Genomic DNA, 24,346 nt, shown 5'->3' on the forward strand with positions numbered 1-24,346 from the left:
TTCCTCGGGGGAACGGAAGAGGGGCCTGCTCATGTCGACGGGGGATCCACAGAACCGCATTCCGGCCTATCCGGGCGTCGAACGCTTCATCGACGCCTTCGACAAGCTGGTGGTGCAGCCGCGGCGCAGCCGCAGCAGAGTACCGGTCGTCCTGCTCAGCGAGCCGGGCGACGGAAGTGCCGGGCGGCGGATCGTCGCCGGGCTGCGGTCCCGGATGCGGGGCCGCAGTGAAGTCCTCGCACCGCACGCGTACATTCCGCAGATCCCGGACGGGGCGGATCCGCCGCCGCTCGAACTCTTCGAGCATCTGACCCTTCAGCTCGCGGAGACGATGCCGCCCGGGACCGGTGAACTGCGGCTGCACAGCTACCGGTTGCTCCGATCCGTCGTGACCGCCCCGGCCATCGAGGGCCTGATGGAGCGGCGCCACGCCGAGCTGCGCAACCACTGCTACGCGGAGCACCGCAACTGGTCCCGCACCGCGCAGACCCTGTGGTGGCTCGGCGGCCGTGACCAGGCGAGCGGCGGCACCCTCCTCGAACTGCTGTGGAACTTCATCGCCGGTCCGCTTTTCCAGCGGCTGCCGCGCGCCCTCTACAGCTGGCGCGCCAACCGGCGCATGCTCGGCCGGGCCCGCAGCCGCAGCTGGTACGCGGAGTGGGTACGGCGCCAGCACGGCAGTCCGCCCACGGACTTCTTCCGCTCCGCCCTCGACCTCGTGCACGGTGAACCGGCCACTGAGCCCGAGCGGATGGACCGGGTGCTGATGCACGCCCTGCTCGCCGATCTCGACCAGGCGTGCCGTTCCCGGATGTTCAACCCCTGGCGGCGCAGGCGCACCACCCGTTTCGTGCTGCTCTTCGACGAGGCGGGCCCCGCCGACTCGCGCGTCCAGCGTTTCCTGCGGGAGTTGCGCTCCGCGATGGAGGATCTGCGCTGCACCTCGGTGTTCGCCGTCGCGGGCGGCGTGCGCTCGCTCGCCTCGCGTATCCCGGACATCGACGCCACCGGTCTCGCGCACGCCGGCGCGGAGCTGATCAACATCGAGCGCCGCGGGATGACGCCGGGGCAGCCGACGGGCATCGTCGTCCCGGTGACGGAGGTCCCCGAGGACGATCAGGCGGCGGTCTACTGGCTGGGCCGCTGGCCGACGCTGGTGACACCGTCGCCCCGCTGGGGGCCGGGTGCGGAGGTGGCCGGCGTACTCGGGGTCGGCACCGTGGCGCTCGCCGTCGCGGCGGCTCTGGTCCTCGTACCGGACGTACGGGGCGGGGACGACGACGATCCGTGCCAGGGCTCCACGTTCCTCGGCACGGACGGGCAGTGCGTCGGTGTCGCCGAGGGAGCGGCGGGCTTCGGCAGGGGCCCCAGCGAGCAGGCCGTACGGGCCGTGCTGCAGCAGATCGAGCGGCAGAACGGGGAGGTCGACACCGAACTCGCGGGCAGGCGCGCCGACGACCGCCGCCCCGGCCGCCGTACCGTCGTCTACTTCGGTCCGCTCACCGGCGGCAAGGACGCCGAGGACCCCGTGCGCGGCGGCACCCTGGCCGAGCTGCGCGGAATCGCGCTGGCACAGCAGCACATCAACGCCCAGGCGCTTCGGTCGGGCGAACGCGTACCGCTGCGGGTGCTGGCCGCCAACGCCGGTGACCGGTTCAAGGACGCGCCCGCCGTCGCCGAGCGGATCGCGGAACTCGCGGCGCGGGACCCCTCCATCGCCGGCGTCGTCGGCTTCGGGCAGAGCCGCCGCAAGACGTACGACGCGATCCGCGTTCTCGACAAGGCCGGCATCCCGATGGTCGGCACTTCGGGGACGGCCGATGAACTCCTGCGCCAGGGCGAGCACTACTACCAGACGGCCCCCACGGATTCCCGGGCGGCGGAACTGATGGCCGTGTTCGCGAAGAGCGCCGCCATGACGGGCGGACGGACGGCTCTGCGGGTCAGCCTCGTCGCGGACGCGACCGACGCATACAGCAACAGCCTCGCCGCCTCCTTCCGTGCCTCCTACGGTCCGGCGCGCACCGACGTGCTCCTCTACACACCGAACGACGCCCCGGAACCCGAGCCCGTACCGGGCGCGGTGAACGGCCGGCCGGTACCCACCGTGGAGGACCTCGCCCGCGAGGTCTGCCGCGCGGTCCAGAAGGAACCGCGGACGGCGGTGGTGTGGTCGGCGCGCGCCAGTCAGTTCCAGCTGTTCCTGGCGGAGATCTCCCGCTTCTCCGGCGACTGCCCGAAGATCAGCGTGCTCGGCGGTGACGACGTCACCAATGCCCTCACCGAACAGCAGCGCCCCTGGGACGACTTCACGGGCCTCACCCTCTTCTACGCCTCGCACGGCTACGCGCCCACCCTGGCGAAGGAGAGCCCGGAGGCAGCGGCCTTCCTCACCGCGTACGACCGCGCGTACAGCACCGACCGCACGCCCAGCACCAAGGCGATGCGCGAGGACGGCCATGTCGCACTCGCCTGGGACGCGTTGCGCTATCTCGCCGAAGGCATCGACCAGGCGTGGCGCACCACCGGCAGTCACGACGACCGTCTCGACCGCGGCCTGCTGCAAGGGGTGCTCTACCAGGGCCTGGGCGGCGGCGGTTTCGACGGCGCGACCGGCAGGATAGACGCCCACGGCGCGGCGGGCGGCGGACGGGTGACGGAGAACAAGCTGCTCGCGGTGCTGCGGGGCAGCAACGGGCAGCCGGCGACGGAGCTGCTGTGCGGCACGGTGACGCGCGGCGACGAACGCCGGACGTGGGGCCCGAAAGGCAAGGAGTTCCCCTGTCCGCAGAGGTGACCGGTCACGCAGTGCGAGGGGTGAGCCGGGACGGGCGGCTCGGTAGCATCGGGCGATGAACCGTCCTCGGCTGATCGCCACCGACCTCGACGGCACGCTGCTGGGCCCCCGCGGCGTCCTGTCGCCGCGCACGCTGAGCGCCCTGCGGGCCGCCGTCTCCGCCGGTACGGAGGTCGTCTTCGTCACGGCCCGGCCGCCCCGTTTCGTCGACATGCTCACCGCCGCGACCGGCCTGGTCGGCACGGCGGTGTGCAGCAACGGGTCCCTCGTCTACGACGTCGCCTCACGGATCGTCGTCGAGACGCGGGCCCTGCCGCTGCCCACGGCCCGCCAGGTGGCCACGGCCCTGGCGGCGGCCGCTCCCGGGCTGGGTTTCGCCCTGGAGACCGGACACCATCTGCTGTACGAGCCGGGGTTCGGGCTGCGCTTCGAAGGGGCCGCGGAGTTCGAGGTGGCGGTGGCATCCCTGGTGGAGCTGTGGCTGACGGAGGTGCCCGTTACCAAGCTGCTCGCCTGGTCGGCGCAGCTCGACGCGGACTTCCTGCTGGCGGCGGCGGAGGAGTCGGCCGGCGGGGTCGCCCAGTTCACGCACTCGGGCGGCCGCGGTCTGCTGGAGATCAGCGCACCCGGCGTGAGCAAGGCGAGCACGCTGTCCGCGCTGTGTGCCGTCCGTGGCATCGACGCGAGCGACGTCGTCGCCTTCGGTGACATGCCGAACGACCTGGCGATCCTCCAGTGGGCGGGCACCGGCTACGCGATGGCCAATGCCCACCCGGCGGTGCTGGCGGCCGTGGGGAGGCACACCGCGTCGAACGCGGACGACGGGGTGGCCGTCGTGCTCGAGGAGTTCTTCGGCCGGGGCTGACCGTACGTCGATGGCAGCGCAGCGGTGGCCCGGCGCCGTCACAGCATCACGTGTTTGCCCTGTGTGTAGTCCAGCAGGCCGGACATCGAGAGATCACTGCCGTACCCGGAGTGCTTGACTCCGCCGTGCGGCATCTCGGACACCGTCGTGCCGTGGGTGTTCACCCAGACGATCCCCGTGTGCAGGGCCCGGGTTGCCCGCATGGCGCGCTCGTGGTCGGCGGTCCACACACTGGCGGCGAGTCCGAACCGTACGTCGTTGGCCAGGCGGAGCGCCTCGTCCTCGTCGGTGAAGCGCTGCAAGGTGACGACCGGCCCGAAGATCTCCTCCTGCACGATCTCGTCGCTCTGGCGGACCCCAGCGATCACGGTGGCTTCGAGGAAGTGGCCGGGGCGCCGGAGGCGTGAGCCGCCGGTGACGATCTCGGCGTGGGCAGGGAGCCCGTTCAGGAGGCGTTCCACGGAGGCGAGTTGACCGGCACTGTTGAGCGGTCCGAAGTCGGCTCCCGGGCGCTGTTTCGCGGCGTGCGCCGCGAGGGCGGTCACGAACGCGTCGTACACCCGGGTGTGCACGAGGAGCCGTGTCGGTGCCGTGCAGTCCTGGCCCGCGTTGTAGTACGCGACCGTGGCGAGCTCCGCGGCGGTGGACTCGATGTCCACGTCGTCGTGCACGATGACGGGGGCGTTGCCGCCGAGCTCGAGGTGGACGCGTTTGAGGTCGGCGGCGGCGGCCGCGGCGATCTCCTGGCCCGCGCGGACGCTGCCCGTGACCGCGATCATCCGGACCTCGGGGTGGGAGACGAGGGCCCGGCCGGTGTCCCGGTCGCCGCACAGGACGTTCAGTACGCCCGGCGGCAGGTGGTCGGCGGCGATCCGCGCCAGCAGCGCGACGGACGAGGGCGTGGTGTCGGCGGGCTTGAGCACGGTGGTGTTGCCCGCCGCCAGAGCGGGGGCGATCTTCCACGCGGCCATCATCAGCGGGTAGTTCCACGGGGTGATCTGGGCGCAGACACCGATCGGTTCGCGGCGCAGCAGGGAGGTGCGGCCCTCGGTGTACTCCCCCGCCGCGGCACCCGGCAGGGCGCGGGCGGCTCCCGCGAAGAAGCGGAACGCGTCGACGATCGCCGGGAGTTCGTCGTCGCGGAACAGCTCGACGGGCTTGCCCGTGTCCCCCACTTCGGCCGCCACCAGGTCGTCCGCGTGTGCCTCCATCGCGTCGGCGATGTGCAACAGGGCGCGTTGCCGTTCGCCCGGGGTGGTCAGGGACCAGGTCTCATGCGCCGCTGCCGCCGCGGCGCAGGCCGCCTGGACATCGGCCGGTCCGGAGCGCGGGGCGCTGCGATGTGTCTCGCCGCTGGCGGGGTCGACGAGTTGTGTCACCTCGCCGGACGAGGCGGGCAGATCGGCGCCCCCGATGTGGTTGAGGATCACGGAGTCCTTCTCGGTCTCAGCCACGCCGCAGTGCCTCCTTCGCCGCCGCACGGCCGGTGCGGACGGCGCCTTCCATGTAGCCGGCGACCCACTGGTCGGAGCCGCAGACGTAGAAGGGCGGTTCGTGGGTCGCGTGCAGGGGGCCGACTCCCGTGACATCGCCGGGTGTCCACTGCGTGACATAGCCCTGGGTCCACGGGTCGGTGCCCCACAGGCGCAGATACGCGGCGACGGGCTGGTGGGCGTCGTCGCCGTAGAGACGGGCGATGTCGCCGAGCAGTTCACGATCGCGGGTGTGCGAGGGCATGCCGAGCAGGACGCCGTAGCGCTCCGGGGGAATCAGGGCGGAGAGGATTCCCTCGCTCTGCGGCCAGGTGCTGCCGAGCACTCCTTCGCACTCGGACAGCCCGTTGAGGTCGCGGCCACGCCAGAAGGGTTTGTCGTACGCGGCGGTGAACTTGGCCGCGACCGCCTGGCGTTGGCGATGCAGCGAGGCCAGGCGTTCGTCGGAGACACCCGAGACGGTGACCGATCGGAGGGGGCCGACGGGCAGGGCGCTGACGACGGCCCCGGCGGTGACGGTTTCCCCGCCGGCGAGACCGACCTCGACCCTGCCCGGTTCCACGGTGACGGATGCGACCGGAGCGCCGAGCCGTACCCGCTCCCCCAGTCCCTCCGCCATGCGCAGGGCCACCGTCGCCGACCCTTCGGCGACGCGCAGTCCTTCCCAGTCCTCGTAGTCGTAGTGGTCGCCGTCCCCGCTGCCGGGAACCGCGGCGTTCTTGCGCAGGGCGGCGAGCAGCGAGGTGCGTTCGTAGGAGCCGCTCGCGAGGGCGAGTTGGCCTATCTCCCACAGACGTACGACTCCGGGGGACGCCCCTTCGCCGCGCAGCCAGTCCCCGACGGACAGCCGGTCCAGCGCGGCGGCTTCGGGGTGGGACCACGGGTCGTCGGGGTCGACGGTCCGTGCGAGGGCGGTGAACGCTGCGGTGACCCGGCGGTGGCAGGCGTCGTCCCCGCCGGTGAACCAGTGCGGCGGGTCGCCCGCGGAGACGCCTTCCGGCGTGGCGCGGGCCATGGCGCCCGGCTCGGCGACATAGCTGGGGACGAGGGTGAGACCGAGTTCCGCGGCGAGGGCGAGGTACGCGGTGTGGGCGCGGCCGACCACTTCGCCGCCGAGCTGGACCAGCCGGCCGTCGGGAAGGCGGGTCTGTTCCACCCGGCCGCCGACGCGGTCGCGTGCCTCGACGACGAGGACGTCCGCTCCGCCGGCGGCGAGGTCGCGGGCCGCGGCGAGTCCGGAGAGCCCGGCGCCCAGGACGATGACGTCGTGGTTCATACGCGCTCCTTGGATGCGGTGTTCTCGCGTCCGGCGTGCCCGTCGAGGACCAGACAGTGCTCGGGCTTCCAGCCGATCTCGACGCTTTCGCCGCCGCTCCAGCGGTCCTCCATACGGGAGCGGTCGGTGTTCTGCTCCAGGACGGAGACGGTGATGCCGGGGGCGAGTTCGATGAGATAGGTGGTGGTGGGGCCGGAGTACACGGTTTCCCGGATGACGCCGTTCACCATGGCCATGTCGGGGGTGAAGTCGGAGAGCCAGATCTTCTCGGGCCGGATGGAGAGGCTGACGTTGCTGCCCTCGGTCACTCCGCTGCGGCTGCCGACGGGCAGCGACGGGCCCTTGTCGACGACCACGGAGCCGGAACGGTAGGTGCCGGGTACCAGGTTGGACGTACCCATGAAGGAGGCGACGAAGGTGCTCGCCGGGTGTTCGTAGACGTCCTCGGGGGTGCCGCACTGCTCGACGTGGCCCTCGTTCATCACGGCCACCCGGTCGGACATGGTCAGCGCCTCGTCCTGATCGTGGGTGACGAAGACGAAGGTGATGCCGATCTCGCGCTGGATCTGCTTGAGCTCGACCTGCATCCGGCGGCGGAGCTTGAGGTCGAGCGCCGCCAGCGGCTCGTCGAGCAGCAGGACCTGGGGGCGGTTGACGAGGGCACGGGCCAGGGCGACGCGCTGGCGCTGACCGCCGGAGAGCGTACGGGGTTTGCGGTCGGCGAGGGAGCCGAGCTGCACACGGTCGAGCATGTTGCCGACGCGCTCGCGGATCTCCTTCCGGCCCACGCCCTTGCGCTTGAGGCCGAAGGCCACGTTGTCGGCGACCGAGAGATGGTCGAAGAGGGCGTAGCTCTGGAAGACGGTGTTGACGTTGCGCTGGTTGGGCGGGAGGCAGGTGACGTCCTCACCGCCGAGCAGGATGGTGCCGTCGGTGGGATCGGTGAAGCCGCCGATCATCCGAAGCGAGGTGGTCTTGCCGCAGCCGGAGGGGCCGAGGAGCGAGAAGAACTCGCCGGCCCCGATGTCGAGGGAGAGTTCGTGCACGGCGAAGGAGCCTGCGTAGCTCTTGCTGACGCCGTCGAGGCGGACTGCGGGCGAGGTGTCCGCGGAGGTCGTGGTTGTCACGGCTGTCACTTCCCGGAGAGCAGATCGAGGCCGCCGCGGCGGCCGAACAGGCGCGGGATCGTCAGCGCCAGGACGATGAGGCCGACGGAGCCGGCCAGCATGAGGGTCCCGACGGCGTTGATGGTGGGCTGCACACCGAACCGGATCGCCGAGTAGATGCGTACGGACAGCGGCTGGGGCTCCACGCCGGTGGTGAAGTAGGCGAGGACGAAGTCGTCGAAGACGAGGGCGAAGATGAGGACCGCCGAGGCCAGGATGCTGGGGAGCAGGGCGGGCAGTGTGACCAGCCGGAGCGACTGCCAGCGGGTGGCTCCGAGGTCCATCGCGGCTTCCTCCACCTCGGGGTTGAGTGCCGCGATCCGCGAGCGGAGGATCACCGTCACATAGGAGATGGAGAAGGTGATCTCCGCGAGCATCACGGTGCCGGTGGAGAGGGTGATGCCCATGCCCTTGAAGAGCAGCATCGCCGCGACACCGGTGACGATCTCCGGGGTGATCAGCGGGACGAGCATGACCAGTCCCGCGAGGGAGCCGAGCCGGCTGCGGCAACGCACCAGACCGAGGGCCAGGGCGACGCCGAGGATCAGCGATCCCACCATCGCGACCAGGGCCACCTGCAGGCTCATCCCGAGCGACGACAGCAGGACGTCGTCCCGGAAGAACGCCGAGTACCAGCGGAGGCTGAAGTCCTCGAAGACGGTGAGGGACTTCTGGGAGTTGAAGGAGAAGAGGACGACGACGCCGATGGGGAGGTAGAGGAGGAGGAAGAACAGCACCGTGACGGCGATCGCGAAGCGTGGCCTGCGGTCGGTGCCTCGGCGGTGTCGGGTGCGGGAAGCGTGGCCCTGACGGGAGGCGGCGGACCTGCCCGCGCCGCGCGGCGAGGTGTCGGCCGCGGTGCGGGGGCCCGGCCGGCGCACCGGGTGGAGGGCGGGGCGCAGCGTCATCGGACCGCCTCCGCCTCGTCCTTGCGGGTGCGGCGCAGGTAGCCGATCATCCCGACGAACAGGACCGCCATCATCAGCATGGTGAGTGCCGAGCCGAGCGGCCAGTTCTGGCCCTGGAAGAACTTGTCCTGGATCAGGTTGCCGATCATGATCTGGTCGGGCCCTCCCATCAGTTGGGCGCTCACGAAGTCGCCCATGGCGGGCAGGAAGACAAGGACGCAGCCGGCTGCCGCTCCTTGCCGGGTGGCGGGCAGAGTGACGAAGAAGAAGGTCCTCAAGGGGCCGCCGTACAGATCGCGTCCCGCTTCGATGAGGGAGACGTCCATGCGTTCCAGCGCCGCGTACAGCGGGATGATCATGAAGACGATGAATCCGTAGACGAGTCCGGCGACGACTCCGGGGCCGGTCTGGAGGATCTTGGTGTCCCCGTCCGCGAAGCCCATGGCGCGCAGCGCTCGGAGCAGCGGTCCGTCGTCGGACAGGACCACGGACCAGCCGTACATCCGCACCAGGTAGTTGGCGAAGAAGGGCACGACGATGGCGGCGATCAGGAGGTTCTTGTAGCGGCCGCCGTGCAGGGCGATGGCGTAGGCGACGGGATAGGCCACCAGGAGGCAGATCACGCACGTGAGCAGTGCGTAGCCGAGGGAGCGGAGCAGCACGGCACGGTAGGCCGGGTCGGCCATCGCCGCGATGTTGTCGAAGTTGAGACCGAACTGCGGATTGCCCAGCGGATCGGTGGTGCCGAACGCGAGCGCGGCGACCAGCACGAGCGAGGCGATGAGGAAGCCGGTCATCCAGAGGGTGCCGGGAATCATCAGCCAGGTCCACAGCCGGGTGCCGGCGGCGGAGGGACCGGGGCGGGACCGGGACGCCCCTCGGCCGGGACGGGACAGGGGCTCCGCGCCGTCGGTACGCGGCGCGGGCTTCCCGCTGTCGGCTCGGTCCAGGGGTTTCCCGCCGTCGGGACGGGTGCGTTGTGCCATGTCAGCCGGCCTTCACATGGGTCCAGGCGGTGTCGCGGGCGCGTTCGCCCTTCGAGCTGCCGTTGCGGAAGAAGAGTTCGTCCTTGAGGTCGTCTGCGCCGACCAGGCACTGCGGGAAGGGCTCCACCAGGGCGGCGTAGGTGTCCTCGCTGCCGCCGACCGGCATGGGATAGCCGATGTACTCGATGTTCTTCTTCACGTTCTCCGGGCGGAGCATGTAGTCGATGAAGAGCATCGCCGTGCCGGGGTGCCGTGCGTCGGAGGGGATGGCGTAGCAGTCCGAGTTGACGGGGGCGCCTTCCTTCGCGACCTCGAAGCCCAGGACGGACGGGTCCTTGGCCTGCCCGAGCATGGCCGCCATGTCGCCGCTCCACGCCTGGGTCATCACCGCGTTGCCGTTGAGCAGGTTGTTGTAGCTGTCGCTGGAGAAGCCGCGCAGGTGGGGCCGGAGCGACTGCAGCGTGTCGGTGATGCGGTCCAGGTCCTTCTCGTCGGCGGTGCTGACGTCGAGGCCGAGCTTGAGCGCGCCCAGCCCGAGGACCTCGTCACGGTCGTCCAGCACGAAGACCTTGCCTTTGGCGCGCCGGTGCCACAGGTCCTCCCAGGAGCCGGTGAGCTCGCCGACACGGTCCTTCCGCCAGCCGATCCCGGTCTTGTACATGGTGAACGGGACGGTGTGGGCCGAGCGCGCGTCGTACCAGGGGTCGGCGAAGTAGTCGTACGCGCCGAAGACGGACTCGGCGTTCTTCAGCCGGGTGTGGTCGATCCGCCTCAGCCGGCGGCCCTCGGTCAGCCGCTGGGCCCACTTGGCCGTCGGGAAGATCAGGTCGTAGCGGTTTCCCGCGTTGAGCTTGGCGGCCATGCCCTCCATCGAGTCGAAGTTCGACTGGATGACCTTGACGCCGTACTCCTTCTCGAACCCTTTGAAGACGGCCGGATCGACGAAGTCGGCCCAGTTGAAATAGATCAGGTTCCCGTCGACGCGCACATCGATCGGGTCGTCGGGATCGCCGTGGGCGTTCGGATCCTCGGGCAGGAAGCCGCAGCCGGCTGTCGCTGCACCGAGTCCCAGGCCGAGAGCCGCGCCGGTGCTGGTGCGGAGGAAGGAGCGGCGGGACGGTGGGAGTGCCTCGGGGGACATCTACGGTCCTCTCCGTGGGGGTCCGTGGACGGACGAACAGTGCTCAGGGCGCGGTCACGGACGCACGGATGCCTGACTCCGTGCTCGACCTGGGAGCCGCCGGACGGTGTGGGGTGCACCGCCGCCGCGGTTCCGGTTTCTCCTGCCTGGGCCGCCGGTGTCGGCTCAGGGCGTCGGAGCGCTGCGGGGGATGTCCGGCCCGGCGGCGCCGCCGGCCCGGTCGCCGGTGCTGCCGTCGAGGTCTTCGCGGACGCGTCCGGCGAACCAGCCGACCGCCGCCTCACGGCGGGACAGCGGTCCGGGCTCGAAGCCCGGCGTGGTCAGTCCCTTCTGCACCCTGGCCACCAGCTCGGCGTCCTCGTCGTTGGTGATCCAGCCGATGTGGATGTTGAGCCGCCGGGCGAGGCGGGTGCGCAGTCCGGTGCCCCGGCGGGTGTAGAAGGCGCCGGGCACGGCCACCTGGTCCACCGCCGTGGGGATCGCGGTCCAGGCAAGCACATGGTCGGGGTAGAAGTCGATGAGTGTGTTGGGGTAGATCACGGCGTACCGCCACACCCTGCGGTCGGCCTCGGCGAGACCGGGCATCGGGGCGGCGATCCGCTGGTAGAGGCGTTCCGCCCAGTTCGAGGACGGCTTGTCGCGCAGGGGTGAGGCGAAGAGTGCGTACGCGTCCTCGATCTCGCAGGTGTAGCCCTGGTAGTCGAGGAGGCGCATCAGGCCCGGGTGGGCCACGGGTACGTGGTAGCCCTCCAGGTAGTTGTCGACGGCCACCTTCCAGTTGGCGTTCTGGACCTCGGCGCCTTCCAGATCATGGATCCGGCTGCGGCCCACGGGCACCAGGTCGGTGCCGGCGTAGTGGCCGACCGCTTCGGCGAGTCCGGCGCACTGCTTGGCCAGCGGTACGGCGTCCCGGTCGAGGTTGACGAAGACGAACCCGAGGAAGGACTCGACGGCCACCGAGTGGAGGCCGAGCTTCGGCTTGTCCAGGCAGGGGATCTGCCGTGCCTCGGGAGCTCCGACGAGGCGTCCGTCGAGCTTGTAGGTCCAGCCGTGGTACGGGCAGCGGATGGCTTTGCCACTGGGCTCGGGGGCCGTGACCAGCCGCGTTCCGCGGTGCCTGCACACGTTGAGATGGGCGGCGAGAGAGCCGTCCTCGGTCCTCACCACGAGGACTTCGCGTCCGGCGACGGACGCGGCGAGACGGGCGCCAGGTCCGGGCAGATCGGATTCATGACACGCGAGCTGCCAGGACCTGGCGAAGATGTTCCGGGTCTCGGCGGCTGCCGTGTCGGGATCCGTGTAGTAGCGGGCCGACAGCGCCTGACCCGGGCTTTCCTGGGTCTGACGGGTCGGCGGTGTCATGGTGACGGGAATGTCGGGCTGCATCGGCTGTCTCCTCCATGCCACGGGTGCGGCGATCGGTGTTGAGGCGGCCCACAGGCGGTCAGTGGGCCGGGGCGGGGGACGCCGGAACCGCACTAACTAATTGGTCAGTCAGGTTGCTGGCGGGTTTCCGCAAAGTCAAGGCTTGCGGACTGACTAATTGGTTAGTTAGTTTAGTGGGTGTCGCCGGGTCCGGCATGTCACCGGCCCTCGCAGCGACCGCCCGGTGGCGCACCGGGCCCCTATCACCGGAGTCGCACGGCGTTCTCGCCCTGCACCGAGCCCCGCCGGACAGCACTTCGTCCCCGAGGCTCCCCGCCGCCCGGTCACGCCGGGCCGGCTTCCCTTCCCTCTCCCCCGGAGGCACGCATGAGCGGTCGTCGGAGTCTGGTCTGGCTCGGGCTCACCCCCGAACCCGAACGGGAACTGCCCCGCAGCGTGGCTGCCCTGCGCGCTCCCCGGCGCGATACGGCCGCCGTACCGCCGGAGCTGGCGGACGCCGAGCACCGCAGGGTGCAGCGCCTGATCCTGCGCGGTACCCGCCGCAGCTGGCTGCGCTACCTGGCCGAGGTCACCCATCTGGTGACCGCTGTCGCCGACGGCTCCCGGCCGGGCGACAGGCGCGCGGCACTGCTCGCGGGCGAGGTCGTGCTCGACCACCACCACATGCTCATCGGTCTCCCCGGTCCCGGCTACGACAGCACGGCCGCGGACCGCAGTGCGCTGGAGGAAGCGGTACGGGCCCTGCGGACGGGCACCACGGCCGGGACCGACAGCACCGGCACCGGCACCAGCCGCACCGGCATGCCGGCGTCCGTCACCGGCGCGGAGACCACGGACGGCACAGCAAGGGGACGCGCATGACAGCGACGACCATCCTCTCCCTGATGGCGGAGCTTTCGGGCACCGTGCTCGGAACAGCGCCCCACACCACCGAGAGCGTCGACGACTACCTGTCCACGGGCGGCTATCAGGAGCTCGCCCACCCGGACCGGCTGCTGGAGCACATCGCGGACTCGGGTCTTCGCGGCCGCGGCGGCGCCGGCTTTCCGGCCGCCGTGAAGCTCCGTGCCGTCCGGGACGGCGGCGCACCCCCGGTCGTGGTCGCCAACGGCGAAGAAGGTGAACCCGGCTCGGTCAAGGACCGCTGGCTGCTGCGCGCCCGGCCGCATCTCGTACTGGACGGTCTGGCCCATGCCGCCGCCGTCACCGGAGCCACCCGCGGCTGCGTCTATCTCTCCGACCCCGTGGCAGGTGACGCCGTACGGCGGGCGCTCGCCGAACACGAGCAGCCCCTGCCCATCGAGATCGTCGAGACCCCGCACACCTACGTCGCCGGTGAGGAGAGCGCGGTCGTCCGCAGGATCAACGGCGGCCCCGCCCTGCCCACCGCGAAGCCGCCGCGCCCCTTCGAGCGCGGCGTCGAGGACCGGCCGACCCTGGTGTCCAATGTCGAGACACTCGCCCGGATCGCACTCATCGCGTCCCGGCCCGACGTACGACGGCGCACGGCAGGCTCCACCCTCGTTTCGCTCTCCGGCGGCGACGGTGCCGCTGTGCTCGCCGAAGTCCCCTACGGCGTCACCCTCCGCAGCCTCGCCACCCTCCAGGGCACGCACGAGCCGTCGGGGGCACTGATGGGCGGACTGTTCGGCGGCCTGGTCGGTGCCGCGTCCCTCGATCTGCCGCTCGAACCCGAAGCACTCACCGCCGCGCGGACCGCGGTGGGCTGCGGCGCGATCCGCTTCCTCGGCGCCGGTGAGTGCCCGGTGTCCGTCGCCTCCGATGCCGTGGGCCATCTCGCTGCCGAGAGCGCCCGGCAGTGCGGCGTCTGCGTGGCCGGTACCGGCTCGATCCGCGACACCCTGCACGCGCTGCACCTCGGCACAGCGGCTCCCGACGCCCTGGCCAAACTGCTCCGCTGGTCGGAGGGACTGCCGGGACGCGGAGCGTGCGGCCTGCTCGACGCGGCCGCCGGCAACGCGGGCAGCCTTCTGCGCACCTTCCCCGACATCACGCGGGCCCACCTCGACTCCCCCTGCCCGGCCTGCGCCGCCGCCCCCGGCGGCCGCGGTCTCTCGGTGCCCCTCCCCGAGATCGCCCCCTCCCCCGCCACGCCCGTGCCCGCACTGAAAGGAACACCGTGAAACTCCTCCTCGACTCCACGCTCTGCCAGGGCTACGGGCTCTGCCAGGAAGAAGCCGCCGACCTCGTCGAGCTCGACGAGTGGGGCTACGCCGCGGTCATCGCCGTCCCGGTGCCCTCCGGCCGCGAAGATGCCGCCCGCGTCTGCGCCGATGCCTGTCCCAACGCCGCCCTTCGCCTGGAGAAGTGACATGGCACGTGATCTGAGCGCACTCTTCGACCCGAAGTCCGTCGCCGTCGTCGGCGCCAGCGACGATCCGGCGAAATACGGCCACTCGGTCGCCGCACAGGCACTGCGTGCCCCCGACAGGCGACCGGTCCATCTGGTAAACCGCCGCGGCGGCACCGTCCTCGGCCGCAAGGCGGCCACCAGCCTCCTCGAGATCGGCGAGCCCGTCGACCTGGTGGTGATATCCGTACCCGGCCCCGGCTTCGAGGCCGCCGTCGACGACGCACTCGCCTGCGGGGCCCGCGCCATCGTCGGCATCACCGCGGGCTTCGCCGAAACCGGCCCCGCCGGCCTCGCACGCCAACAGGCCGTCGCCGCCCGTGTGCACGAAGCGGGAGCCGTGCTCGTCGGGCCCAACTGCCTGGGAATCGCGGACAACACGACCGAGCTGTACCTGGCGTCCGACAGCTTCGCCCCCGGCGGGATCGCCCTGCTGAGCCAGAGCGGCAACCTCGCACTGGAGCTCCAGATCCGGTGCGCCCCGCACGGACTGGGCTTCTCCCGCTTCGTCTCCCTGGGCAACCAGGCCGATGTCACGCTGGTCGACCTGGTCGAGGACTGCGCCCGGCACGACGCCACATCGGCCATCGGCGTGTACGCGGAGGACTTCGGCGACGGCCGCGCCTTCGCCAAGGCGGCGGCAGCCGCGGGCAAGCCCGTCGTCCTGCTCACCGCGGGCCGCGGCACCGCGTCCGCCCGCAGCGCTCAGTCGCACACCGGCGCCCTGACCTCTTCGTCGGACGTGGTGGCAGCCGCATGCCGGGACGCCGGGGTCCACCTGGTCACCACACCACGGGAGATGACCGTGGTCCTGGCGGCCTTGCACTCCGAGTCCCGCGGCAGGGGCGTGCGTACCGCGGTCCTCACCGACGGCGGCGGCCACGGTGTCATCGCCGCCGACGCGGCCGAGGCATCGGGACTCGACGTCCCCGAGCTGACCGCCGGCACCCAGGCGCAGCTCAAGGACTTGCTGTGGGAACAGTCGGCCGTGGGCAACCCGGTCGACCTGGCCGGAATGGGCGAGCAGAACCCTCTCTCGTACGCCACGACCGTCGGCGGGCTCCTCGCGGCCGACGAGGTCGACACCGTCCTGCTGACCGGGTACTTCGGCGGCTATGCGGCCTCCGGCGGCGGACTCGGTGGCGGGGGCGCCGCGCTCGGGGCCGGTGAGGCCCAGGCGGCGCGGGAGATCGTCACCCGCTGGCGGGCGAAGCCCAAGCCCCTGGTCGTCCAGTCGATGTATCCGCAGTCACCGAGCTGCCGGACACTGGCCGAGGCCGGAATACCGGTCTTCGCCGCCACGGAGGACGCCGCCCGCGCGCTGGCGGCGACGACGGTGCGCCCCGTCGGCGGCCCACCCGGTGTGGCACCGCTGCCACCGGCCGCGCCGCCGCTGGTTGATGCCGGGTACTACGGCATCCGGTCCGTTCTCGGTGCGGCAGGTGTGCCCTTCCCCGCATCGCGCGAGATCACGGACGAGCACCAACTCCTCGCGGCAGCCGACGCGTTCCCGGGCCCGTACGTCCTGAAGGCCTTGCACGTCCTGCACAAGTCCGACGCGGGCGGGGTGGCGCTGCGGCTCCACGACAAGGCCGCACTGCTCGCCGCGTTCCGGGAGATGGACGCCCGTCTGGGCGCGGCCGCCTACTCGGTCGAGGCGATGGCCGACCTCTCGGACGGCGTCGAGCTGATCGTGGGCGTCAACCGCGACCCCCGCTTCGGTCCCGTCGCGATGGTCGGGCTCGGCGGCATTTTCACCGAGACCTTCCACGACGTCGCCTTCTCCCTGGCACCGGTGCCCGCGGAACGCGCCGAGGCCCTGCTGCGGAGCCTCAGAACGGCCGCGCTGCTCTCCGGCGTCCGTGGCCGGCCGGCCGTCGACATCGCCGCGGCGGCAGCCGTCATCGAACGGATCACCGGCGTCGCCGCCGCGCACCCCGAGATCGCCGAACTCGAGGTCAACCCCCTACTGGTCCGCCCGGACGGCGTGCTCGCCCTCGACGCCCGAGCCGTACTCGCCTGACCTCCCGCACCCCACCCCTCCCGGAGGACACCACCATGGAGTTCCGCTACACCCCCGAACAGGCCGACCTCAAGGCCCGGTCCGCCGCCTACTCCCGGCTGCTGATGCAGTACGAGGACCAGTCCGAGCAGGCCGGCGGGCCGCTGCCCGCCGAGACCGTCCGCGAACTGACCCGTGCCGCCATCGACGCCGGCGTCTACGCGATCAACATGCCCGCCGAATGGGGCGGTGCGGGACTGTCCCTGCTCGATCAGGTCATCGTCGAGGAGGAGTTCGGGAAGGTCACCAACTGCCTCTGGGACATTCCCTGGCGGCCCGCCAACGTCCTCGCGTACGGCACCGAGGCACAGCGGGAGAAGTACCTGCTCCCCGTGATCCGTGGTGAGCGCTTCGACGCGTTCGCGGTGACCGAACCGGGAGCCGGGTCGGACCCGGGCTCGGGCACCAGCACCGCCGACCGTACCGACGGCGGCTGGTTGCTCAACGGCGAGAAGTGGTTCGTGACCTGCGGCGACATCGCGGACTTCCTGTTGGTGCAGGCGGACGCGGGCCCCGAACGTGCGCCCACGCTCTTCTTCGTGGACAAGCAGGCGCCGGGGGTGAAGATGACACGGGTGCCGCGCTTCATGCACTCCGCGGTCAACGGCCACCCGGAGTTCGTCTTCACCGATGTGTTCGTCCCGGACGAGGACGTGCTCGGCGGGGTGGGCAACGGATACGACCTGACCAAGGAGTGGTTCACCGACGAGCGGCTGATGATCGCGGCGCGCACGACGGGCGCGGCGGAGCGTGCGCTCGAACTGGCCCGGGACTGGGCCGTCGAACGCCGCCAGTTCGGTTCCCGCATCGCCGACTTCCAGTTGATCCAGGGCATGCTCGCCGACTGCGCCGTCGACATCGCGGTCTGCCGTGCGTACACGCACCAGGTGGCCTGGGAGGCCGACCAGCCGCTCACCGACCGCAAGACGCTGCACGCCAAGGCGTCGACGGCGAAGCTCGCGGCGAGTGAAGCGGCGGGACGTGTCATCGACCGCTGCGTCCAGATCTTCGGCGGACGCGGCTACGACCGTTCCTACCCCGTCGAACGCCTCTACCGCGAACTGCGCGTCGACCGCATCTGGGAAGGCACCTCCGAGATCCAGCGCCTCATCATCGCCAACGAGCTGATCAAGCGCGGTACCCAGGCGCTCGCCCTTCCCCTGCACTGACGCCCCCCGCTTCTGCCCGCGTACGCACCGACCGCCGAACACAGAGGAACACCATGGACTTCCGTCTCACCGCCCGTCAGGAGGAGCTCAGGAGCTCCGCGCGAGGGCTCACCGAGTTCATCATGAAGTACGAGCTCGACTGCGAGGAGAACAACGGCCTGCCCGCGCAGGCCCACGCGGAGATCCGCGACGCCGTGCTGGACTGCGGTCTTCAGGCGGTCAACATGCCGGCGGAGTGGGGCGGGGCCGGGCTCACGATCCTGGAGCAGGCCACCGTGCAGGAGGAGCTCGGCCGGCTCACCGGCGCCCTGTGGGACATGGTGTGGCGCCCCGCCAACGCGCTGCGTTTCTGCACGCCCGAGCAGCGCGAGCGCTACCTCGTGCCGGTGATCCGGGGTCAGCGCCGTGACTGCTACGCGGTGACCGAGCCGGAGGCCGGGTCGGACCCGCAGAACCTCAGGACGACGGCAACGCGCACGGCGGACGGCTGGGTGCTGAACGGCGAGAAGTGGTTCGTCACCGTGGGCGACCACGCCGACTTCATCATCGTGCTGGCCGCGGCCGGCGAGGACGGCGCTCCGACGCTCTTCCTCGTCGACAAGGAGACTCCGGGCGTCGAGATGACGCGGGTGCCGCGCTTCATGCACACCTTCGTCTACGAGCACCCCGAGTTCACCTTCACCGATGTCCGCGTCTCCGAGGACGCCGTGCTCGGTGGCATCGGCGAGGGGTACGACATCACCCGGTCCTGGTTCACCGAGGAGCGCCTGATGATCGCGGCGCGCACGACGGGCGCGGCGGAGCGTGCGCTCGAACTGGCCCGGGACTGGGCCGTCGAACGCCGCCAGTTCGGATCCCGTATCGCCGACTTCCAGCTCATCCAGGGCATGCTCGCCGACTGCGCCGTCGACATCGCCGTCAACCGGGCCTACACGCACCAGGTGGCCTGGGAGGTGGACCAGGGTCTGGCGGACCGCAAGACCCTGCACGCCAAGGCGGCCATCGCCAAGCTGTCGGCCAGTGAGGCGGCCGGTCGTGTCATCGACCGCTGCGTCCAGATCTTCGGCGGACGCGGCTACGACCGCTCCTACCCCGTCGAACGCCTCTACCGCGAACTGCGCGTCGACCGCATCTGGGAAGGCACCTCCGAGATCCAGCGCCTCATCATCGCGGGCGAACTCATCAAGCGCGGCACGGGCGTTCTCCAGATCCCGTCCGCCTGACGGCCCGGGGAGGTCCCGTGTCCGACGGCACGGGACCTCCTCCGCACCCCGAGAGATCTCGCATCCCCGAGAGAAGTGAGGACAGATGGACGGCATCGAGCGGGTCGGGATCGTCGGCTGCGGTCTGATGGGCTCCGGTATCGCCGAGGTGTGCGCGCGCGCCGGCCGGGACGTCGTCGTGGTCGAGTCGGACGACGCGGCCGCCGATGCCGGGCGACGGCGCATCATCGCCTCGCTGGACCGGGCCCTGGCCGCCGGAAAGACCGACGCGGAGGGCCGGGACACGGCACTGGCGCACATCACCACGACCGCGGACATGGACCGGCTGGCGGACCGGGACCTGGTGGTGGAAGCGGTGGCCGAGGACGAGGCCGCCAAGCTGGCGGTGTTCGCACGCCTCGACGCGACCGTGCTGCGCGAGGACGCGATCCTGGCGACCAATACCTCCTCCATCCCCGTCATCCGGCTCGCTGCGGCCACCACCCGCCCGGAGCACGTCGTCGGCCTGCACTTCTTCAACCCGGTGCCGGTGCTGCCCCTGGTGGAGCTGGTGCCGTCCCTGCTGACGGCCGGGAGCACCGCGCTGCGTGCGGAGGAGTTCGCCTCGGAGGTACTCGGCAAACAGGTCGTCCGGGCGAGGGACCGGGCCGGGTTCATCGTCAACGCCCTGCTCGTCCCGTATCTGCTGGCCGCCGCGCGCATGGTGGAGTCGGGCACGGCGTCGGCCGAGGACATCGACCGGGGTATGACGCTGGGCTGCGCTCATCCCCTGGGGCCGCTCGCGCTGACCGACCTCATCGGGCTGGACACCACCCAGGCCATCGCGGAGTCGATGTACGACGAGTTCCGGGAGCCCCTCTACGCACCGCCCCCGCTGCTGGCCCGGATGGTGGAGGCGGGCCTGCTCGGCCGGAAGTCGGGCAGGGGGTTCCACACGTACCGCCCATGACGGCCCGGCCCCGGGCGGTCATGCTCGGCCGTACGCGAAGATGGAAGCCGGCGCGGCCGACGGGCGGCCCGCCGGGACCGGCACCGGACGACGCGGGGAGCAGCAACGTGGCCATGGCAGAACGCACGCGGGAAACACGTGAGCGGATTCTCGCCGCGGCGTGCGAAGTGATCGCCGAGGTCGGTTTCGAGAAGATCCGGATGCGCATGGTCGCCGAGCACGCTGGTGTCTCGACGGCGCTGCTGCACTACCACTTCGAGAACCGCGAGAAGCTGTTCACGGAAGCGATGACGCACTCCTTCGCCCAGACGGGCACCGAGCTGGAGCGGGACGCCGATTCGGTGCCCGCATCGGTCGTGCTGGCGCGGATTCTGCACAGCCTGCTCCCGACGGATCCGGAGCTGCGGCAGGACTGGCGGCTGTGGCAGGAGCTGTGGGTGAGGGCGCTGCGGGACGAGGCGGCGCAGCACCTCGCCGTCGACCTCTACGACCAGTTGCACACCTGGGTCGGCCAGGCGATCAAGCGCGGTATCGACTCCGGAGAGTTCACCGACTGCGACATCGACGCGACGAGCACCCTGCTGCTCGCGCTGTGCGACGGTTTCGGCATCCGGCTGATGCTGGGTGACCCGAAGGTCGATCTGGACAGCGCACAGGCGACGATCTGGGGAGCGGCCGCCGCCGCGCTCGGAACGGGCCCGGAATTCCCGGCGCTCTGACGCCGTCGCGGGTGCCTCGGTCCGGTCCTCAGGTCGGCGGCTGATCGGTGGCTTCGGGGTCGCGGTCGGAGCTCGGCCATACGTACGGCAGGTCGTCCGGCACGTCCGGGAACAGCTCGCGGTAGAAGTCGGGGTCCTTGCGCAGCAGCGCCGAACGATGGCTGCGGTGGAACGCCTCATTCCCGAGCCAGGGCGGGAGATCGCCCTCCGAGGCGAGTTCCTCCTGGGAGCGTACGGCGGCATCCGGGCGTACGGCGTGGAAGTCGTCGACCATGGTGACGGCACAGGTGTCGTTCCGTCCCGCGTCGGTCCACACGCGGCACATCTCCAGTCCGTACCGGACGAGGGCCTCCTCGTACCCCGTCCACATGCGCACGGCAGGGTGGTGCCGCCATCCGTAGCCCGGCACGGTGAGCCCGCGCAGGACCTGGAGCGCCTCGACGCGCTGTTTGCCGAGGCGCCGCTGGTCGAGAGCCTCGGCGGACTCCGAGAATCCGGGATGGGGCAGGAAGGTCTGCATAGAAGGTGCATACCGTGCGGGGCCACGCCTTCACGCACCGCGCGCTGATCTCCTCCCCCGGCGACGGAGGCGCAACCGGCCACCGGCCCGCCCGAGCGCCGGCAATCGCCGTGCGGAACGGATGTCCCGGCGCGCGCTGGGCATGCCCCACATGAAGGACCGGGCCGAGCCGCAGCCGGAGGAATCGCCCTCCGCGCGCGATCATGGCCCGTAGGACACCGGTCGACATGGAGGAGTGGGCGAATGCCGAACGAGCGCGCGGGACAGCCGGCGCGGCCGGAGGATCTCATCGACGTGGCCCGGCTGGTGACCGCCTACTACGCCCTGCATCCCGATCCGGCCGATCCGGCCCAGCGGGTCGCCTTCGGGACGTCGGGGCATCGCGGGTCCTCCCTCTCGACCGCGTTCAACGAGGACCACATCGCCGCGACGAGCCAGGCGATCTGCGAGTACCGGGCCCGGCAGGGCATCGACGGGCCGCTGTTCCTCGGCACGGACACCCACGCGCTGTCGGAACCTGCGCGGGTGACCGCGATCGAGGTCTTCGCGGCCAACGACGTGACGGTGCTCCTCGACACCGCGGACGGATACACCCCCACCCCGGCGGTGTCGCACGCGATTCTGGCGCACAACGCCGGACGCACCTCGAAGATCGCCGACGGTGTGGTGGTCACGCCCTCGCACAATCCCCCGGCGGACGGCGGCTTCAAGTACAACCCGCCCAATGGTGGTCCGGCCGGCTCCGAGGCGACCGGATGGATCCAGGAGCGCGCCAACGAGATCATCACGGGGGGCCTGAAGGACGTCCGCAGGATCCCCTACGCCCGGGCGCTGGCGGCTCCGACGACGGGACGGTACGACTTCCTGGGGTCCTATGTGCGCGATCTTCCGTCGGTGGTCGACCTGGACGCCGTGCGCGCCGCGGGGGTGCACATCGGCGCCGACCCCCTGGGCGGCGCGTCGGTCGCCTACTGGGGCCGCATCGCCGAGGAGCACCGCCTCGATCTGACGGTCATCAACCCGCGGACGGATCCCACCTGGCGGTTCATGACGCTGGACTGGGACGGCAAGATCCGGATGGACTGCTCGTCGCCCTACGCGATGGCGTCGCTGATCGAGGGACGCGACCGGTTCGGGATCGCGACGGGCAACGACGCCGATGCCGACCGGCACGGCATCGTCACCCCGGACGGTGGGCTGATGAACCCCAACCACTACCTGGCCACAGCGATCTCGTACCTCTACGCCAACCGCGAGCAGTGGCCGGCCGGCGCGGGCGTGGGCAAGACGCTGGTCTCGTCGAGCATGATCGACCGTGTGGCCGCCGAACTCGGCCGCGAACTGGTCGAGGTACCCGTCGGGTTCAAGTGGTTCGTCGACGGACTGGCCGACGGCAGCATCGGCTTCGGCGGCGAGGAGTCCGCGGGCGCTTCCTTCCTGCGCCGCGACGGCTCGGTGTGGACCACCGACAAGGACGGCATCATCCTGGCGCTGCTGGCGTCCGAGATCCTTGCCGTGACGGGGCGTACGCCGAGCGAGCACTACGCCGCGATGACGGAGCGGTTCGGTGAACCGGCCTACGCACGGGTCGACGCGCCCGCGACCCGGGAGGAGAAGGCGGTGCTCGGCCGGCTCTCGCCCGAGCAGGTGACCGCCGACTCGCTCGCCGGCGAGCAGATCACCGCCGTGCTGACCGAGGCGCCCGGGAACGGCGCGCCGATCGGCGGCATCAAGGTGACCACGGAGAACGCCTGGTTCGCCGCCCGCCCTTCGGGCACGGAGGACGTCTACAAGGTGTACGCCGAGTCGTTCCTCGGCCCGGACCACCTCGCCCGTGTCCAGGAGGAGGCCCGTTCGGTGGTGTCCGCGGCTCTGAACAGCTGATGTCCCTGCGGGGTCAGCCGCGTCCCTGCGGCTGATCCCCCGGGTCGATCCCCTCCGGCGCTCCGACGAGTCTGCTGCAAGCGCCGTCCCTCCACTTCGGCGGTCGGCGCCGCCTGCGATGGTCCGCCATGCCGGCAGAGCCCGGACCGGCGCCCGGCCGAGGACGCCAAGACCGGTGATTACACCGATGCCGCACGGGTGGAGACGCCGTGACAGTGGCACCGCCAGCGAATACGGCGATGCCACGCGGACCCACCGGCAGCCGCACCCGGCCCGGCGCCGGGTCCCGGAGAGGTCCGCCTGAGCGGTCGCCACGACCGAGAGGACGACTCCGTCGTGCAGCAGAGCAACCGCGCCACCCCCCACCCGCACCTCGGCCGCGCCCCGTCCGGGGCTCCCCACCAGGACGGCAGGCCCCGCTCCCGTCGGTGGACGGCCGCCCTGGCGGCCCTGGTCGCCGTAGGACTCGGCACCGCCCTGACCCCGGGCGCGCAGGCCGCCGACAATCCCTACGAACGCGGTCCCGCCCCCACCACCGCGAGCATCGAGGCATCGCGCGGGTCGTACGCCGTGTCGCAGACCACCGTGTCGTCGCTGAGCGTCAGCGGATTCGGCGGCGGCACCATCTACTACCCGACGTCCACCGCCGACGGGACGTTCGGCGCCATCGCCATCTCCCCCGGCTACACCGCAAGCCAGTCGTCCATCGCCTGGCTGGGCCCGCGCCTGGCCTCCCAGGGCTTCGTCGTCTTCACCATCGACACCCTGACGACCCTCGACCAGCCCGACAGCCGCGGCCGGCAACTCCTCGCGGCCCTCGACCACCTGACCCAGCGCAGCACCGTCCGCACCCGGATCGACAGCAGCAGACTCGGTGTCATGGGCCACTCGATGGGCGGCGGCGGCACGCTGGAGGCGGCCAAGAGCCGCCCGTCGCTTCAGGCCGCGATACCGCTCACCGGCTGGAACCTCGACAAGTCCTGGCCCGAGCTCAGGACGCCCACGCTCGTCGTGGGGGCGGACGGCGACACGATCGCACCGGTCTCCTCGCACTCCGAGCCGTTCTACACGTCCCTGCCGTCCTCGCTCGACAAGGCGTATCTGGAGCTGAACAACGCCTCCCACTTCACGCCGAACTCGTCCAACACGACGATCGCGAAGTACAGCATTTCGTGGCTCAAGCGCTTCATCGACAATGACACCCGCTTCGAGCAGTTCCTCTGCCCGCTCCCCCGTCCGAGCCTGACCATCGAGGAGTACCGCGGCAACTGCCCGCACACCTCCTGACGGACACCACCGGTGGCGGCCGCGTCCCTCGGCCGCCACCGGCCTGTGCCGCCGCACAGCCGTGGCGCGACATCCTTGGGAGCCGCCCCACGGATGGAGCCGGCCGATGCCGTCCCGGCGTACCGTTCTTGCAGCTCAGAGGGC

The 24,346-nt window shown here is 71.1% G+C and carries 20 protein-coding genes; 12 read left to right on the plus strand and 8 right to left on the minus strand.

What is annotated here, in order from left to right; translation table 11 throughout:
* Positions 1 to 31 precede the first annotated feature (31 nt).
* Entirely contained in the window at positions 32 to 2,797 is a 2,766-nt protein-coding gene (locus tag OHA05_RS01615) for an ABC transporter substrate-binding protein (RefSeq protein ID WP_313948253.1), read from the plus strand.
* 55 nt (positions 2,798 to 2,852) lie between these two features.
* Positions 2,853 to 3,662: an HAD family hydrolase gene (locus OHA05_RS01620; protein ID WP_328859552.1), complete on the plus strand. Its 810-nt coding sequence runs from the start codon at positions 2,853 to 2,855 to the stop codon at positions 3,660 to 3,662.
* Positions 3,663 to 3,700: 38 nt separating this feature from the next.
* On the opposite strand, the gene OHA05_RS01625 is transcribed toward OHA05_RS01620, so the two are convergent.
* The 7 genes from OHA05_RS01625 to OHA05_RS01655 form a co-directional block, all read right to left on the minus strand.
* Complete coding sequence (locus OHA05_RS01625) at positions 3,701 to 5,116, minus strand: aminobutyraldehyde dehydrogenase (protein ID WP_313948251.1); 1,416 nt, start codon at positions 5,114 to 5,116, stop codon at positions 3,701 to 3,703.
* Entirely contained in the window at positions 5,109 to 6,431 is a 1,323-nt protein-coding gene (locus tag OHA05_RS01630; protein WP_313948250.1) for a flavin monoamine oxidase family protein, read from the minus strand. Before OHA05_RS01630 ends, OHA05_RS01625 begins: the two co-directional genes overlap by 8 nt.
* Positions 6,428 to 7,558, minus strand: a complete 1,131-nt coding sequence (locus tag OHA05_RS01635; RefSeq protein WP_313948249.1) for an ABC transporter ATP-binding protein — start codon at positions 7,556 to 7,558, stop codon at positions 6,428 to 6,430. Before OHA05_RS01635 ends, OHA05_RS01630 begins: the two co-directional genes overlap by 4 nt.
* Positions 7,559 to 7,563: 5 nt before the next feature.
* The gene (locus OHA05_RS01640; RefSeq protein ID WP_313948248.1) at positions 7,564 to 8,505 is read right to left on the minus strand and encodes an ABC transporter permease; all 942 of its coding nucleotides are present in this window, start codon (positions 8,503 to 8,505) and stop codon (positions 7,564 to 7,566) included.
* The gene (locus OHA05_RS01645) at positions 8,502 to 9,491 is read right to left on the minus strand and encodes an ABC transporter permease (protein ID WP_313948247.1); all 990 of its coding nucleotides are present in this window, start codon (positions 9,489 to 9,491) and stop codon (positions 8,502 to 8,504) included. Before OHA05_RS01645 ends, OHA05_RS01640 begins: the two co-directional genes overlap by 4 nt.
* A 1-nt stretch (position 9,492) precedes the next feature.
* Positions 9,493 to 10,632, minus strand: coding sequence for a polyamine ABC transporter substrate-binding protein (locus tag OHA05_RS01650; protein ID WP_313948246.1), 1,140 nt, complete (start codon positions 10,630 to 10,632; stop codon positions 9,493 to 9,495).
* A 165-nt stretch (positions 10,633 to 10,797) separates the two neighbouring features.
* Positions 10,798 to 12,018 carry an aromatic ring-hydroxylating oxygenase subunit alpha gene (locus OHA05_RS01655; protein ID WP_313948245.1) on the minus strand — a complete coding sequence of 407 codons (1,221 nt, stop codon included), beginning with the start codon at positions 12,016 to 12,018 and terminating at the stop codon, positions 10,798 to 10,800.
* A gap of 366 nt (positions 12,019 to 12,384) precedes the next feature.
* Between OHA05_RS01655 and OHA05_RS01660 the strand changes: the two genes are divergently transcribed.
* From OHA05_RS01660 to OHA05_RS01695, 8 genes are all read left to right on the plus strand, one after another.
* A complete protein-coding gene (locus OHA05_RS01660) occupies positions 12,385 to 12,879 on the plus strand; it encodes a hypothetical protein (RefSeq protein ID WP_328859553.1) in 495 nt (164 codons plus the stop codon).
* The gene (locus OHA05_RS01665; RefSeq protein WP_328859554.1) at positions 12,876 to 14,162 is read left to right on the plus strand and encodes an NADH-ubiquinone oxidoreductase-F iron-sulfur binding region domain-containing protein; all 1,287 of its coding nucleotides are present in this window, start codon (positions 12,876 to 12,878) and stop codon (positions 14,160 to 14,162) included. The genes OHA05_RS01660 and OHA05_RS01665 overlap by 4 nt, the downstream gene beginning before the upstream one ends.
* On the plus strand, positions 14,159 to 14,350 hold the full coding sequence (locus OHA05_RS01670) for a ferredoxin (RefSeq protein ID WP_313948242.1): 192 nt from the start codon (positions 14,159 to 14,161) through the stop codon (positions 14,348 to 14,350). Before OHA05_RS01665 ends, OHA05_RS01670 begins: the two co-directional genes overlap by 4 nt.
* A gap of 1 nt (position 14,351) precedes the next feature.
* Positions 14,352 to 16,412 (plus strand): acetate--CoA ligase family protein, encoded by a 2,061-nt coding sequence (locus tag OHA05_RS01675; RefSeq protein ID WP_328859555.1) that lies wholly within the window; start codon positions 14,352 to 14,354, stop codon positions 16,410 to 16,412.
* Between the two features lie 35 nt (positions 16,413 to 16,447).
* Positions 16,448 to 17,620, plus strand: coding sequence for an acyl-CoA dehydrogenase family protein (locus OHA05_RS01680; protein ID WP_313948240.1), 1,173 nt, complete (start codon positions 16,448 to 16,450; stop codon positions 17,618 to 17,620).
* 53 nt (positions 17,621 to 17,673) lie between these two features.
* Positions 17,674 to 18,843, plus strand: a complete 1,170-nt coding sequence (locus OHA05_RS01685) for an acyl-CoA dehydrogenase family protein (RefSeq protein WP_328859556.1) — start codon at positions 17,674 to 17,676, stop codon at positions 18,841 to 18,843.
* Between the two features lie 85 nt (positions 18,844 to 18,928).
* A complete protein-coding gene (locus OHA05_RS01690; RefSeq protein ID WP_328859557.1) occupies positions 18,929 to 19,792 on the plus strand; it encodes a 3-hydroxybutyryl-CoA dehydrogenase in 864 nt (287 codons plus the stop codon).
* 113 nt (positions 19,793 to 19,905) lie between these two features.
* Positions 19,906 to 20,511, plus strand: a complete 606-nt coding sequence (locus tag OHA05_RS01695) for a TetR/AcrR family transcriptional regulator (protein WP_313948237.1) — start codon at positions 19,906 to 19,908, stop codon at positions 20,509 to 20,511.
* A 28-nt stretch (positions 20,512 to 20,539) separates the two neighbouring features.
* Here OHA05_RS01695 and OHA05_RS01700 read toward each other — a convergent pair whose 3' ends face one another.
* The gene (locus OHA05_RS01700) at positions 20,540 to 21,031 is read right to left on the minus strand and encodes an MSMEG_6728 family protein (RefSeq protein WP_313948236.1); all 492 of its coding nucleotides are present in this window, start codon (positions 21,029 to 21,031) and stop codon (positions 20,540 to 20,542) included.
* 243 nt (positions 21,032 to 21,274) lie between these two features.
* Here OHA05_RS01700 and pgm point away from each other — a divergent pair, with 243 nt between their 5' ends.
* Complete coding sequence (pgm, locus tag OHA05_RS01705) at positions 21,275 to 22,915, plus strand: phosphoglucomutase (alpha-D-glucose-1,6-bisphosphate-dependent) (RefSeq protein ID WP_313948235.1); 1,641 nt, start codon at positions 21,275 to 21,277, stop codon at positions 22,913 to 22,915.
* Positions 22,916 to 23,251: 336 nt separating this feature from the next.
* Entirely contained in the window at positions 23,252 to 24,202 is a 951-nt protein-coding gene (gene bdeA, locus OHA05_RS01710; RefSeq protein WP_391841058.1) for a bis(hydroxyethyl) terephthalate hydrolase, read from the plus strand.
* The last annotated feature ends 144 nt before the right edge of the window (positions 24,203 to 24,346 follow it).

The sequence above is a fragment of the Streptomyces sp. NBC_00306 genome, assembly GCF_036169555.1.
GTDB lineage: Bacteria > Actinomycetota > Actinomycetes > Streptomycetales > Streptomycetaceae > Streptomyces > Streptomyces achmelvichensis.